The 12,758-nt window shown below is 71.2% G+C and carries 15 protein-coding genes; 8 read left to right on the top strand and 7 right to left on the bottom strand.

The genetic code is table 11. From position 1 onward, the window contains the following. The first annotated feature begins 81 nt into the window (after positions 1-81). The 4 genes from EYW40_RS05600 (at position 82) to EYW40_RS05585 (ending at position 4,092) form a co-directional block, all read left to right on the top strand. On the top strand, positions 82-591 hold the full coding sequence (locus tag EYW40_RS05600) for a helix-turn-helix domain-containing protein (RefSeq protein ID WP_135820652.1): 510 nt from the start codon (positions 82-84) through the stop codon (positions 589-591). A 68-nt stretch (positions 592-659) separates the two neighbouring features. Continuing rightward, positions 660-1,859: an alanyl-tRNA editing protein gene (locus EYW40_RS05595; protein ID WP_135820651.1), complete on the top strand. Its 1,200-nt coding sequence runs from the start codon at positions 660-662 to the stop codon at positions 1,857-1,859. A 259-nt stretch (positions 1,860-2,118) separates the two neighbouring features. Continuing rightward, positions 2,119-2,928 carry a helix-turn-helix transcriptional regulator gene (locus tag EYW40_RS05590; protein ID WP_135820650.1) on the top strand — a complete coding sequence of 270 codons (810 nt, stop codon included), beginning with the start codon at positions 2,119-2,121 and terminating at the stop codon, positions 2,926-2,928. A 36-nt stretch (positions 2,929-2,964) separates the two neighbouring features. After that, positions 2,965-4,092 (top strand): acyl-CoA dehydrogenase family protein, encoded by a 1,128-nt coding sequence (locus EYW40_RS05585; protein ID WP_135820649.1) that lies wholly within the window; start codon positions 2,965-2,967, stop codon positions 4,090-4,092. Here the strand turns inward: EYW40_RS05585 and cysE are convergent. After that, positions 4,089-4,631: a serine O-acetyltransferase gene (cysE, locus tag EYW40_RS05580; RefSeq protein WP_135820648.1), complete on the bottom strand. Its 543-nt coding sequence runs from the start codon at positions 4,629-4,631 to the stop codon at positions 4,089-4,091. The two genes, EYW40_RS05585 and cysE, sit on opposite strands and share 4 nt — an antisense overlap. 218 nt (positions 4,632-4,849) lie before the next feature. Here cysE and EYW40_RS05575 point away from each other — a divergent pair, with 218 nt between their 5' ends. Next, positions 4,850-5,404 carry an HAD family hydrolase gene (locus EYW40_RS05575; RefSeq protein ID WP_135820647.1) on the top strand — a complete coding sequence of 185 codons (555 nt, stop codon included), beginning with the start codon at positions 4,850-4,852 and terminating at the stop codon, positions 5,402-5,404. Here EYW40_RS05575 and EYW40_RS05570 read toward each other — a convergent pair. Beyond that, a complete protein-coding gene (locus tag EYW40_RS05570; RefSeq protein ID WP_135820646.1) occupies positions 5,397-5,642 on the bottom strand; it encodes a DUF5822 domain-containing protein in 246 nt (81 codons plus the stop codon). The genes EYW40_RS05575 and EYW40_RS05570 overlap by 8 nt on opposite strands. Positions 5,643-5,698: 56 nt before the next feature. Next, positions 5,699-5,929: a DUF6199 family natural product biosynthesis protein gene (locus tag EYW40_RS05565; RefSeq protein ID WP_135820645.1), complete on the bottom strand. Its 231-nt coding sequence runs from the start codon at positions 5,927-5,929 to the stop codon at positions 5,699-5,701. Positions 5,930-6,072: 143 nt separating this feature from the next. Between EYW40_RS05565 and panB the strand changes: the two genes are divergently transcribed. Further along, entirely contained in the window at positions 6,073-6,882 is an 810-nt protein-coding gene (gene panB, locus EYW40_RS05560; protein WP_135820644.1) for a 3-methyl-2-oxobutanoate hydroxymethyltransferase, read from the top strand. Positions 6,883-6,894: 12 nt separating this feature from the next. Here panB and EYW40_RS05555 read toward each other — a convergent pair whose 3' ends face one another. Beyond that, the gene (locus EYW40_RS05555; RefSeq protein WP_135820643.1) at positions 6,895-7,671 is read right to left on the bottom strand and encodes an alpha/beta fold hydrolase; all 777 of its coding nucleotides are present in this window, start codon (positions 7,669-7,671) and stop codon (positions 6,895-6,897) included. A 157-nt stretch (positions 7,672-7,828) separates the two neighbouring features. Between EYW40_RS05555 and EYW40_RS05550 the strand changes: the two genes are divergently transcribed. Together EYW40_RS05550 and EYW40_RS05545 are read left to right on the top strand one after the other, a co-directional pair. Beyond that, on the top strand, positions 7,829-8,083 hold the full coding sequence (locus EYW40_RS05550) for an Hsp20/alpha crystallin family protein (RefSeq protein ID WP_135820642.1): 255 nt from the start codon (positions 7,829-7,831) through the stop codon (positions 8,081-8,083). Further along, complete coding sequence (locus tag EYW40_RS05545; protein WP_135820641.1) at positions 8,080-10,347, top strand: CDC48 family AAA ATPase; 2,268 nt, start codon at positions 8,080-8,082, stop codon at positions 10,345-10,347. Before EYW40_RS05550 ends, EYW40_RS05545 begins: the two co-directional genes overlap by 4 nt. Before the next feature lie 19 nt (positions 10,348-10,366). On the opposite strand, the gene EYW40_RS05540 is transcribed toward EYW40_RS05545, so the two are convergent. The 3 genes from EYW40_RS05540 to EYW40_RS19870 form a co-directional block, all read right to left on the bottom strand. Next, complete coding sequence (locus EYW40_RS05540; protein ID WP_135820640.1) at positions 10,367-11,851, bottom strand: hypothetical protein; 1,485 nt, start codon at positions 11,849-11,851, stop codon at positions 10,367-10,369. Positions 11,852-11,906: 55 nt separating this feature from the next. Further along, on the bottom strand, positions 11,907-12,365 hold the full coding sequence (gene bcp / locus EYW40_RS05535) for a thioredoxin-dependent thiol peroxidase (protein ID WP_135820639.1): 459 nt from the start codon (positions 12,363-12,365) through the stop codon (positions 11,907-11,909). Between the two features lie 39 nt (positions 12,366-12,404). Beyond that, positions 12,405-12,758 (bottom strand): DNA replication complex subunit Gins51 (locus tag EYW40_RS19870; protein WP_449271848.1); only part of this gene is annotated, 354 nt, incomplete at its 5' end.

The following is a 12,758-nucleotide window of genomic DNA, read 5'->3' as shown; positions in this document are numbered from 1 at the left end:
GCCCCCCGCCGGCCGGCCCGGCCGCGTCCCGAGCAAGAACCGATCGGGGCGTTCAAATCGCGTCGGCTCGTATCCGGGGGTATGGCTAAGTACTCGACGGGGGGATCGTCGGGGTCGGACGGCGGCGACGCCTGCGAGCTCTGCGGGGCCACGAGCGACTCGCTCCGCGAGGCGAACGTCGCCGGGGCGCGGCTCCAGGTGTGTGCCGACTGTGCCCCCCACGACGACAACGCCCACAAGGACCGGAAGTCCGGCGGCAACGACGGCGACACCGAGCGCAAGCGCCGCGCCGTCGAGAACGCCGCGAAGACGACCCGCAACTGGGACGGCGACACGGAACACTGGGAGGAGGGGGGAACCAACTACGACGACGACCAGCTCCCGTATCTGGTGTCGGACTACGGCGACGCGATGGAGGAGGCCCGGCAGGCCGAGGGGCTCCAGCGCGAGGAACTGGCCGAGGAACTCGACGCCGACGAGGCCGACCTGCTGGCGATAGAGCAGGGACGGGCGACGCAGGCGGGCATCGGCGGCAGCCTCGTCCGCGCGGTCGAGCAGCGCCTGGACGTGGAACTGGTCGAGTCGAGGTAGCCGGACGGCGCGGTCCGATCCGGGCCGGCCGATAGGGTTTTTGCCGGTCGCCCGTCTCCACTCAGTCGATGAGCAAGCTTGCCGCCGCCGAACCGTACACCACGCGGTTCGAGTCGGCCATCGCGGACGTTGACGGGCGCGAGGTGACGCTGGAGACGACGTACTTCTACCCCGAGAGCGGCGGTCAGCCGGCCGACCGCGGGCGGATCGACGGCATCGACGTGGTCGGCGTCCGGGAGACGGCCGACGCGGTCGTCCACACGCTCGCCGAGGAACCGGACTGGCGGGCGGGGCGGCGGGCGCTCTGCGAGGTGGACTGGGAGCACCGGATGTACTGCATGCGCGCCCACACCGCCAGCCACGCGCTGTACGGTGCCGGCCGACGGCTGCTCGACGACCTGGGCTACGGCGGGTTCGGCATCCGCGACGAGAAGGTGCGGATCGACTTCCGGACGTCGACGACGGTCACCGACGAGACGCTGGTTGAACTCGAACGCCTCGTCAACGAGGCCGTCTGGAACTCGCTGGACGTGACGTGGGAGGAGGTGCCGGCCGATGAGGCCCGTGACCGCGACGACGTGGCGTTCAACACCAAGACGGAGGAGGGGGTCCTCGGGGCGGACGGCGAGGTCCGGATCGTCACCATCGAGGACTGGGACGTCGCCGCCTGCGGCGGCACCCACGTCCGGAACACCCGCGAGATCGGTCCCGTGACAGTACTTGGCCGGTCGAACCCGGGCGAGGGGCTGACCCGCGTGGAGTTCGCCGTCGGGCCGGCGGGGATCGACCGCCGGTCGACGGAGAAGGCGGCGGCGCTGGAGGCCAGTACCGCGCTCGACGCGAGCGTCACGGACCTCCCGGACGCGGCCGACCGGACGCGCGACGCCGTCGCGGAACTGGAGGCCGAAGTCGAGGACTTGCGGGCCGACCTGCTCGACCGGCAGGTGGCCGCACTCCGGGAGGACGTGGTCGAGCGCGACGGGCGAACGTGGGCGGTCGGGACCGTCGCCCGCGCCGGGCCGAACGACGTTGACGACCGCGTGCAGGCCCTGGCGGGCGACGCGGCGGACGTGGTGGCGCTCATCGGCGAGGACCGGCCGCCGTTCGTCGTCGTCGGGGCGGCGGAGGCGGACGCCGCGGCGGTCGTCGACGACGTGACCGGGCGGTTCGGCGGCGGCGGCGGCGGGTCCGACCGCGTCGCACAGGCCGGCGGACTCGACGCTGATCCGGAACGGGTCGTCGAGTACTTGCGGTCCGACGGGGACTGAGGGCCGTCGAGTCAGCGTCGGGACGGGTGGGTCGGCGGTGGCGACACCGCCGACGCAGGAAGGCATGACCTGACTGCAACTCCCACCTTCGCGTCCTCTTAGCTAAATTTTCCCCTTCCAGCATGGATAAAACGTTCCGGAGGCCGTAGAACGTTCCGGCAAAGTTGGAGCCGGCAGCGTTGGGGTTGAACTAACCGCTTCCCGGCGGAAACGATCGCCAGCGCTATTACGGGCCGTGACGACTGGGTCGTCAACGAGTATGAGTGGCGGCATTGACAACCTGCAGTTCGTCGTCGGGTCGCGGGCGCGGCGGGAGGTGCTCGCGGCGCTCGCCGACTCGCCCGCGGGCCGGGGCGAGGTGCTCGACGGGACGGCGTCGAGCGAGTCGTCGGTGTACGACGCGATAAACCGGCTGGCGGAGCGGGGGCTCGTCCACCAGCGGGGGGACGACGCGTGGGCGACGACGGCCGCGGGACAGGTGATCGCGGACGCCATCGCGCGGTGTGAACGCACCGAGCGCACGCTCGCGGCCGACGCCGAGTACTGGCAGCGCCACGACGCCGCGGCTCTCCCCGACGCGTTCCGCGAGGAGTTCGCCGCGATCGACGGGTACGAAGTCGTCAGGTCGCCGGACACGGACCCGTACCGCGCGTCCCGCCGCGTCGCCGAGGGGATCGCCTCGGCCGACTGCGTCTCGGTGATCACGCCGGTGTATCACGACCGCTACGCGGAGGCGCTGAACGAGTCGTCGGGGGCGGACCGCCGCCTCGTCGTCACGCCGGACGTGCTCCGCGAGGTGGTCGAGGAGGAGCCGCCGGGTCCGGACGACGACGGCGACGTCGCCGTCCGGGTGTACGACACCGCCTTCGCCATGGTCGTCTCGGCGGAGTCGCTGTTGCTCTCCTTCCCGACGCTCGACGGCTCCTACGACCCGCACACGGAGGTGGTTGCGGAGACGGACGCGGCGATCGACTGGGGGGGTCGGCTGTTCGAACACGTCTGGGAGCGGGCCACCGACGTCGAGGCGTACGTCGCCGACCGCTACGGCGAGGACGCACTCGGCGGATAACGTTCACCTTTTTCCATCCAACACCGAAGGTGGGGTATGGAGCTATCCGAGGAGCAACGCGCCGTCCGCGACGTGGTCCGGGAGTTCGCCGAGGAGGAGATCCGTCCGGTCGCCCGCGAGGCGGACACCGAGGAGCGGTTCCCGGAGGACGTGTGGGACGGCCTCGCCGACCTGGACCTGACGGGGCTGACGGTGCCAGAGGCGTACGGCGGCTACGACGCCGACCGGCTCACCTACAGCGTCGTCAACGAGGAGGTCGCCTACGGGACGCTGTCGGTCGCCACCGCGCTGTCGGTCCACTGCCTCGCCACCTCCTGCATCGCGACGTTCGGGAGCGAGGACCAGAAGGAGCGCTGGCTCCCGGAGATGGTCGACGGGCGGCCCGTGGGCGCGTTCGCACTGTCCGAACCCGGCGCGGGGTCGAACCCCGCCGAGATGACGACCGAGGCGCGGAAGGAGGGGAACGAGTACGTCATCGACGGCACGAAGCAGTGGATCACCAACGGCGAGCGCGCCGGCGTCGTGGTCCTCTTCGCCAAGACCGACCGCGACGACCCCGGGAGCGTCACCCAGTTCGTCGTCCCGAAGGACGCCGACGGGCTGACCGTCGGCAAGAAGGAGGAGAAACTCGGCCTGCGGGCAAGCGACACCACGTCGCTGGAGTTCGACGGCGTCCGGATCCCCGCCGAGAACCGCCTCACGGAGGAGGGGAAGGGGCTATCGGCCGCGCTCTCCATCCTCACGGGCGGCCGGATCGGCATCGCCTCGCAGGCGGTCGGCCTCGCGCAGTCCGCGCTGGACGAGGCCGAGGCGTACGCCGGCGAGCGCGAGCAGTTCGGCAAGCCCATCGGCGACATCCAGACGATCCGGCACAAACTGGCCGACATGGCGACGCAGGTGCGGGCGAGCCGCCTGCTGACCCGCGACGCCGCCGCCCGCGAGGACCGCGGCGAATCCCCCCGGATGGCCGCGAGCATGGCGAAGTACTTCGCCAGCGAGGCCGCGATGGACGTGACCAACGAGGCGGTCCAGATCCACGGCGGCTACGGCTACGTCACCGAGGGCGACGTCGAGCGGCTCTACCGCGACGCGAAGATCACGACCATCTACGAGGGCACGAGCGAGATCCAGAAGACCGTGATCGCCCGCGAACTTCTCGATTAGCTGTCCGCCGTATCGTCGGCGTCACCGCTCCCGCCGACGGGTTCGGCCGGTACGCCGGTGACCGTCTGCCCGGGCTCCACGTCGTCGACGACCACCGCGCCGGCCCCGACCGCCGCGTCCTCGCCGACCGTGATGTCGCCGATCAGCGTCGCGTTCGCGCCGAGGACGACGCCGTCCTCCAGCGTCGGGTGGCGCTTGACGGGCCGGGCGTCGTTCCCCCCGAGCGTACAGCCGTGGTGCATGTGCACGTCGTCGCCGATCTCGGCCGTCTCGCCGACGACGACGCCCGCGCCGTGGTCGATGAAGAGGCGGCGGCCGACGTCGGCCCCGGGGTGGATCTCCACGCCCGTGAGGAAGCGGGAAAACTGCGAGAGGAGCCGCGCGGTCAGCCGGAAGCCGCGGGTCCAGAGCGCGTGGGAGACGCGGTGGAACCAGACCGCGTGCAGGCCCGGGTAGCAGAGCGCGACCTCCAGCGCGCTCTTGGCGGCCGGGTCCCGGTCGAGCGCGGCCCGCACGTCCTCGCGGACGCCGTCAAGCATGGTCACCCCGGCGGTCCACGCCGCTCGGTCGGGCCCGTCGCGTCGCGGCGGTCCGGCGTGCCCCCGACCGACAACAGCGCCGCTCGCGGCCGCTGGTGCGTCGGTCGACGACGGTGCCGCCGGAGCGGAGTTGCGACGCCATGGTGGACGTTCGTCCACTCGCGCTCAAAACGGGTTCGGTTCGGCCGCGCCGGCGGGCCACGGAGACCGACACGGCCATGACCCCGCGGGCCGTAGCCGCCGGCGTGCCACGCGAAGCGTACGACGGCGTCGTCTACGACCTGGACGGGACGCTCGTCGACCTGCCGGTCGACTGGGGCGCGGTCGCGGCCGACGTCGAGGCGGTGTACGAGCGCGCCGGCGTCGACCCGGACGGCCGGAGCCTCTGGGAACTGCTCGGGGCGGCCCGCGACGAGGGACTGTTCGAGCGCGTCAACGCCGCCATCGCCGAGCACGAGCGCGAGGGGGCGCGGGCGTCGCGGCGGCTCCCGGCGGCCGACGAACTCGCCGCGCTCGACCGCCCGGCGGCGGTCTGCTCGCTGAACTGCGAGGCGGCCTGTTCGGACGCGCTGGCGGCCCACGGCCTGACCGACCACGTCGAGCGCGTCGTCGGGCGGGACACCGTCGACACGTGGAAGCCCGCCCCGGAGTCCCTGCTGGCCGCGGTCGATTCGCTCGGCGTCGACCCGTCGCGGGCGGTGTTCGTGGGCGACTCGCCGCGGGACCGCGAGGCGGCCGAACGGGCGGGCGTCGCCTACGTCGACGTCAGTTAGGCCCCCCGATCTCCCGCCGCTCGCGCACGTAGAACCCGATGCCGGTCACCAGCCAGATCAGCGCGCCGACCCGAACCGCGAACTCGGCGCGGGCGCGCCACGTCGGCAGGGTGACGAAAAGCGACAGCGCGACGACCAGCGGGACGCCGACGGCCAGCGTCGTGAGGAAGGTGAGCTGCATGACCCGGGTGGTGTCGACGCCCTCGCCCGGGTCGGCCGTGTCGACGCGCTCTGGCACGGCCGGAACTTCGCCCGGTCGCATCTAATGCGTGACGGTTCGGGGCGACCGGCGGGTCACAGCGGCTGCGCGGCGATGAACAGGCCGACGCCGACCGCCGCCAGCCCCAGCAGGCGGACGGGGAGGGTGTACTTCCGGGGCGGTTCCCAGTCCTCGCCGTACTGGCCGCGGTCGTGCGGTCCGCGCCCGACCAGCTGGATCCGGACGAACGCGCCGGGGAAGGCGACCAGGAAGAGCCCGAGGCCGACCGAGAGGACGACGGCGAGTATCTCGCGGATGCCGTACATGTCGGGGCGGTCGCGCCGGCGCACCGAAAAGGTGTCCGTCCGATCCGGGGATCGCCGTCCCGCGGGTCGCCGCGCTCCCGACCGCCGAGCGGCACCGTTCCGAAAGACGATGACCTTTTGTGCCGAAGCGTCAACCTCCGTCTATGCCTACCGTTCCCGACGTTCGGGCGATGGCCGGGTCGGAGCCGATCACGATGCTGACGGCGTACGACGCGCCGACGGCGTCGCTCGTCGAGGCGGCCGGCGTCGACGTGATCCTCGTCGGCGACAGCGTCGGCAACGTCTCGCTCGGGTACGACTCGACGGTCCCCGTCACGATGGACGAGATGGCCAGCCGCACCGGGGCCGTGGTGCGGGGCACCGACGAGGCGCTCGTGGTCGCGGACATGCCGTTCCTCTCGGTCGGCGCGAGCCGCGAGAAGAGCGTCGAGAACGCCGGCCGGCTGATCAAGGAGGAGGGCGCGGACGCGGTGAAACTGGAGTGCGGGCCCCACACCGTCGAACTGACCGAGCATCTGGTGAACCTCGGCATCCCCGTGCAGGCCCACCTCGGGCTGACCCCCCAGCGCGTCAACCAGCTCGGCGGCCACACCCGGCAGGGGACGGACGACGAGGCGGCCGCGGAGATACTGGAACTGGCGGAGCGCCACGAGGCCGCCGGCGCGTTCTCGCTCGTGCTGGAACACGTCCCGTCGAACCTCGCGGCGGCCGTCACCGAGGCGCTCGACGTCCCGACCATCGGGATCGGGGCCGGCCCCGACACCGACGGCCAGGTGCTCGTGTTCAACGACGTCGTCGGCCTGAGCGACTGGTCGCCGCCCTTCGCCGAGCGGTTCGGCGACGTCCGGGGCGAGATGGAGGGGGCGCTGGACGACTACGTCGACGCGGTCGAGTCCGGCGACTATCCCGGGGACGACGGCGGCCACGAGGCCGAGTACGACGAGTTCTACTGAGCGGCCGGCGAGCTACCCGTCCAGCCCGTCGAGGAAGTTCTCCAGGGCGGCGTTGAACGCCTTGGGCCGTTCCAGCATCGCCAGGTGCGCGGCGTCCTCCACGACCGCCAGCGCCGCGTCGGGGATCTCGTCGGTGAGGAACTCGTGGAACCACGGCGGCGTGAGGCGGTCGTTCTCGCCGACGACGGCGAGGGTAGGCACGTCGATGTCGCTCACCCGGTCCCGCTCGTCGAACGCGTGGCAGGTGCGGAAGTCGCGCTCGGTGACCGCCCGCCCGCAGTCGCGCATCGCCGCCGCCGACAGTTCGACGAGCGCGTCGTCGGGGTCGTCGAACAGGCGGCCGGGGCCGTGGAGGAACTCCACCGCGCGCTCGAAGTCGGTCGCCAGCCAGTCGAGCAGGTCCTCGTTGACGGCGAGGCGCGCGCCGGTACCGGCGAGCACCACTGCGTCCGGGTCGACGCCGCGGTTGAGCACGGCGTGCATCACGACCCCGCCGCCCAGGGAGTTGCCGACGAGGACGCCCGCGTCCGTCTCCTCGGCGACGGCGATCACGTCGTCCGCGTACGCGGAGAGCGCGCCGTACCCCGCCTCGGCGTCGACGTCGTCGGACTCGCCGTGCCCGCTCAGGTCCAGGGCGGCGACCGGCCGGTCGTCGGCCAGCCGGAACTGGGACTTCCACACGCCGCTTTCCCCGCCGCTCCCGTGGACACACAGGAGCGGCGTGCCGTCGCCGCCCCTGTCCGAGCGGCGGTAGGCGGTCGCCCGCCCCCGGTGGGTGACTGTCTCCATACCGGTCGTTCGACCGGGGCGACCATAAAGTTCAATTCGAATCCGCGACTACGTCCGTGTGAACCGCAATTCAGTCGAACCTCCGTATCCCCGCCGTATCGGGGGGAATTCGAAGAAAGGTTTATATAGTAGTATGACTAACTTTGAGTTAGTTACAATGAACGTATCCCAACTGGCCGACGGCGACGAACGGGTCGTCCGCGAGTACCGCTACGACGACGGCGTCGTGATCGCGGCCGACCTCGGCCCGGCGGCGTCGGACGCCGACGTCGACGTGCTGGCCGACACCGCGATCGTCGTGACCGGTAGCGACGAGACGGCCGAACAGATCGAGATCGACCTGCCCGGCGAGGACGCGCAAGTGTTTATGAAAAACGGCGTTCTCACTATCGAACTGGAGGAGGAAGCATGAAGCTCACCGTAAAACCACTCAAGCAGAAGGACGCGGGTCGCGGGCTGGCGGCGATAGACCGCGCCACGATGGGGGAACTGGACCTGGAGAACGGCGACTACATCCTCATCGGCGAGGGCGAGGACCGCGCCGTCGCGCGTGTCTGGCCCGGCTACCCCGAGGACGAGGGCCGCGGCATCATCCGCATCGACGGCCGCCTCCGACAGGAGGCCAACGTCGGCATCGACGACAGCGTCGAGGTCGAAACGGCCGACGTGAACCCGGCGACCAGCGTCACGGTCGCCTTGCCCCAGAACCTCCGCATCCGCGGGAACATCGGCCCGCTCGTGCGCGACAAGCTCTCGGGCCAGGCCGTCACGGAGGGCCAGACCGTCCCCTTCCCGCTCTCCTTCGGCCCGATGTCGAGCAGCGGGCAGTCCGTCCCGCTGAAGATCGCTTCGACCGACCCGAGCGGCACGGTCGTCATCACCGACTCCACCGAGATCCAGATCAGCGAGAAGCCCGCAGAGCAGATCACCGGCGCGGCCGGCGAGGGCGCGAGCGGCGGCGACACCCCGAACGTCACGTACGAGGACATCGGCGGCCTGGACGACGAGCTCGAACAGGTCCGCGAGATGATCGAGTTGCCGATGCGCCACCCCGAGCTGTTCCAGCAACTCGGCATCGAGCCGCCGAAGGGCGTCCTCCTGCACGGTCCGCCCGGCACAGGGAAGACGCTGATGGCCAAGGCCGTCGCCAACGAGATCGACGCCCACTTCGACACCATCTCCGGCCCGGAGATCATGTCGAAGTACTACGGCGAGAGCGAGGAGCAGCTCCGCGAGGTGTTCGAGGAGGCCGAGGAGAACGCCCCCGCGATCGTGTTCATCGACGAGCTGGACTCCATCGCCCCCAAGCGCGAGGAGGCCGGCGGCGACGTCGAACGCCGCGTCGTGGCCCAGCTGCTCAGCCTGATGGACGGGCTGGACGAGCGCGGCGAGATCATCGTCATCGGCGCGACCAACCGCGTCGACGCCATCGACCCCGCGCTCCGGCGCGGCGGCCGCTTCGACCGCGAGATCGAGATCGGCGTCCCCGACAAGGAGGGCCGCAAGGAGATCCTGCAGGTCCACACCCGCGGGATGCCCCTCGCCGACGGGATCGACCTCGACCGCTACGCGGAGAACACCCACGGCTTCGTCGGCGCGGACCTGGAGAGCCTGACGAAGGAGGGCGCGATGAACGCGCTCCGGCGCATCCGCCCCGAACTCGACCTCGAATCCGAGGAGATCGACGCGGACGTGCTCGACAGGCTGCAGGTCACCGAGAAGGACCTCAAGGAGGCGCTGAAGGGGATCGACCCCTCCGCGCTCCGCGAGGTGTTCGTCGAGGTGCCGGACGTCACCTGGAACGACGTCGGCGGCCTCGAGGACACCAAGGAACGCCTCCGGGAGACCGTCCAGTGGCCGCTCGACTACCCCGAGGTGTTCGACCAGATGGACATGCAGGCCGCGAAGGGCGTGTTGATGTACGGCCCGCCCGGCACCGGGAAGACGCTGATGGCCAAGGCCGTCGCCAACGAGTCCCAGAGCAACTTCATCTCCATCAAGGGGCCGGAGCTGCTCAACAAGTTCGTCGGCGAGTCCGAGAAGGGCGTCCGCGAGGTGTTCAGCAAGGCCCGCGAGAACGCCCCGACCGTGGTGTTCTTCGACGAGATCGACTCCATCGCGGGCGAGCGCGGCCGCGGCACCGGCGGCGGCAGCGAGGTCAGCGAGCGCGTCGTCTCGCAGTTGCTGACCGAACTCGACGGGCTGGAGGAACTGGAGGACGTGGTCGTCATCGCGACCACGAACCGCCCGGACCTCATCGACAACGCCCTGCTGCGCCCGGGCCGCCTGGACCGGCACGTCCACGTGCCCGTCCCCGACGAGGAGGCGCGCCGCGCCATCCTCGACGTCCACACGCGGAACAAGCCCGTGGCCGACGACGTGGACCTGGAGTGGCTCGCCGCCGAGACGGAGGGCTACGTCGGCGCCGACATCGAGGCGCTCGTCCGCGAGGCCTCGATGGCGGCCAGCCGCGAGTTCATCAACTCCGTCGACCCCTCGGAGATCGGCGAGAGCGTCGGGAACGTCCGCGTCCGCCGCGAGCACTTCGAGTCGGCGCTGGACGAGGTCGTCCCCAGCGTCACCGAGGAGGTCCGCGAGCAGTACGAGGAGATAGAGGAGCAGTTCGACACCACCGACGTCGATGGCGAGGAGCCCGTCGGCAGGACGTTCCAGTAGGCCGACCCGTCACCGTTTTTTAGCGTCGTAGCCCGATAGCGGCGAGTCCCGAGAGCAGCGCGACGAGCGCCGCCGGGACGCCGAAGCCGGGGAGACCGCCGCCGGCGCTCTCCTCGGTCGTCGACGTGGCAGGGTCCCCGTCGGTCGTCCCGTTGCCGGGCGCGGTCGTTCCGCCGTCGGTCGTCGTGGTGGTCGTGGTCGTAGTCGTCGTAGTCGTGGTCGGCGTCCCGCCGTTCGACTCGACCGCGACCGTCGCGGTGGCGTTCGCGCCGTCGTATGCGCGGTCCACGTCGGGGTCGAACGCCCCGTCGCCGTCGGTATCGTGGTACGCGACGACCGTCAGGTCGGTCGATCCGTCCGGGACCTCGAAGTGGAGCCGTTCCTCGACTACCCCGCCTGCGAGGAACCCGGCGCTGTCGAGCACGGGGCCGTCGGGACCGCCCTCGTGGAGCACGAGGAAGCCGCCGCGGGAGAGGCTCCCGGTCGCGTCGACCGAGCCGTATTCGCCGTCCGGATCGGCGGTTTCGGCGGCGACGGAAGCGGTCGCGTTACGAACGCGGACGGGAACGTCCTCCGCCAGCACGCGCCCGTCCTCGCTCCGGACGGTGACGCTCAGGTTGGCCCTCGCCTCCACCGGCGTGAGGTCCAGGGTGGCCCCGAACCGGCGGTCGTCGGAGCGGTTCAGCGTCGTCTCGCCGCGGGCGACAAACAGGAGGGCACCGGTGTCGGCGTCCCTGAACTCCAGTTCGATCTCCTGTCCGGCCGCCAGCGTGGTCGTCCCAGCGAAGGTCTGTCCGGGTTCGGCGGCGCGGTAGAGCCGCCCCTCGGCGTTCATGTCAGCGAACGCGACCTCGGGGCGGTCGAAGCGGACGGTGTCGTTCGCCGCGTGGCCGTCGAGTTCGAGGCCGATGCGATACCCCTGTCGCGGGTACACCTCCCTGAAGACCGTCTCGCCGTCCCTGCCCGCGACCGTCGCTACAAGGTTCTCCGTGTCGGCGACCACGTAGAACGTGTCGCCGTGCGCGTGCAGGACGCGCGTGCCGTTCAGCAGTTCGAGGTCCATCGGGGCCCGCTCCGGGGTGACCGTATCGTCCAACTGCGGCCCCGTCAGGTTCGCCCGGTCGGACGCGACCAGCGCGCGGAAGCGCTCGGTGGTGGTTTCGCCGTCGGCGTTCGCCACCGCGTCCGCAAGCCCGGGCGCTCGCAGGCGGACGACCATCGTATCGCCCATCGCGACCGTCTTCGCGCCCCGAACCTGCTCGTCGCATTGGTACGCGCCCTGTATCTCGCTCGCGGACCAGTTCTCTCCGGCGACCGACGGCGGCGCGGCCATCACGGCCACCGTCGTGTTCGGCGGCGTCGCCGCGGCGCAGGACGCGCCGTCGTGGACTGCGTCCGACCCTGTGCGTACGTCCCCGCCGGCGGCGGCCGGCGCGACCAGTCCGACCGTCAGGAGCAGCGCCAGGGCTGCCGCGAACGGAACTGCGGATCGTCTCGTGGGCATGGGGGCAACGTGACGCGGTCCGGACAAAAACCCCGGGAAGCCTCAAACGACGACTTTAGCCATCTAGGTCCGACAGGATCTCCTCGGCGTGGCCGTCGGGGGAGACGCCCTCGTAGGCGAACGCGACGGTCCCGTCCTCGTCGATGACGTACGTGTTCCGGAACACGCCGTCGAACGTGTTGCCGAACATCTGCTTCTCGCCGTAGGAGTCGTACAGCGTCGCCACCTCGCCGTACTCGTCGGAGAGCAGCGTGTGGGGCAGGTCGTGGTCCTCCTCGAACGCCTTCAGATCGGCCACCTCGTCGTCGCTGACGCCGAGGACGGCCACGTCGCGGTCCTCGTAGGCGGCCCAGTTGTCGCGGAAGCCACAGGCCTCCGTCGTACAGCCCTCGGTGTTCGCCCGGGGGTAGAAGTACAGGACGACGCGCTGCCCGCGGAACTCCGAGAGGGAGACGGTGTCGCCGTTCTGGTCGGGCAGTTCGAACTCGGGGGCGGAGTCACCGACGTCGAGCATAGCCGCAGTCGGCGCTCGCGGGTCCAAAGGGTTCCGCTTTCAGTCGAGGCGCTCGGCGGCGTCCCGCTGGATCAGCGGGCCGGCGTTCTGCTCGGGGAGCGTCACCACGTCCTCGGCGGTCAGTTCGTACTCCCGCTCGTCGACGCCGAGGATCTCCCCCACGTCCTGCGTGATGCGGACGGTCGCGCGGTCGGTCCCCGGCGCACCCGACTCGTCCGCGTCCGCCGGGGACCCTCGGTCGTCACCGCCCGACGCGGCCGCGGCGTCGGGGTCGCCGTCGCCGGCCGTCGGCGGCGACTCGTCGCGCGCCCCGTCGTCGTTCTCCGCGGCGCGCCGGCGCTCCGCTTCGGCTATCGGGTCGGGGACGGCGTCCTCGGCCGCGTCGGGGGTCGG

This window comes from Halostella litorea (genome assembly GCF_004785955.1).
In the GTDB taxonomy this organism is placed as follows: domain Archaea; phylum Halobacteriota; class Halobacteria; order Halobacteriales; family Natronoarchaeaceae; genus Halostella; species Halostella litorea.
Note: the sequence above shows the minus strand (reverse complement) of the source record. Positions and strands in the feature narration are given on the sequence as shown.

What these genes read in the sequence shown, in the direction of transcription:
- panB (WP_135820644.1), top strand. Translation starts at nt 6,073, where the DNA reads ATGCCTACCGTTCCCGACGTTCGGGCGATGGCCGGGTCGGAGCCGATC.
- EYW40_RS05575 (WP_135820647.1), top strand. Translation starts at nt 4,850, where the DNA reads ATGACCCCGCGGGCCGTAGCCGCCGGCGTGCCACGCGAAGCGTACGAC.
- EYW40_RS05585 (WP_135820649.1), top strand. Translation starts at nt 2,965, where the DNA reads ATGGAGCTATCCGAGGAGCAACGCGCCGTCCGCGACGTGGTCCGGGAG.
- EYW40_RS05540 (WP_135820640.1), bottom strand. Translation starts at nt 11,851, where the DNA reads ATGCCCACGAGACGATCCGCAGTTCCGTTCGCGGCAGCCCTGGCGCTG.
- EYW40_RS05590 (WP_135820650.1), top strand. Translation starts at nt 2,119, where the DNA reads ATGAGTGGCGGCATTGACAACCTGCAGTTCGTCGTCGGGTCGCGGGCG.
- EYW40_RS05555 (WP_135820643.1), bottom strand. Translation starts at nt 7,671, where the DNA reads ATGGAGACAGTCACCCACCGGGGGCGGGCGACCGCCTACCGCCGCTCG.
- bcp (WP_135820639.1), bottom strand. Translation starts at nt 12,365, where the DNA reads ATGCTCGACGTCGGTGACTCCGCCCCCGAGTTCGAACTGCCCGACCAG.
- EYW40_RS05565 (WP_135820645.1), bottom strand. Translation starts at nt 5,929, where the DNA reads ATGTACGGCATCCGCGAGATACTCGCCGTCGTCCTCTCGGTCGGCCTC.
- EYW40_RS05600 (WP_135820652.1), top strand. Translation starts at nt 82, where the DNA reads ATGGCTAAGTACTCGACGGGGGGATCGTCGGGGTCGGACGGCGGCGAC.
- EYW40_RS05545 (WP_135820641.1), top strand. Translation starts at nt 8,080, where the DNA reads ATGAAGCTCACCGTAAAACCACTCAAGCAGAAGGACGCGGGTCGCGGG.
- EYW40_RS05550 (WP_135820642.1), top strand. Translation starts at nt 7,829, where the DNA reads ATGAACGTATCCCAACTGGCCGACGGCGACGAACGGGTCGTCCGCGAG.
- cysE (WP_135820648.1), bottom strand. Translation starts at nt 4,631, where the DNA reads ATGCTTGACGGCGTCCGCGAGGACGTGCGGGCCGCGCTCGACCGGGAC.
- EYW40_RS05595 (WP_135820651.1), top strand. Translation starts at nt 660, where the DNA reads ATGAGCAAGCTTGCCGCCGCCGAACCGTACACCACGCGGTTCGAGTCG.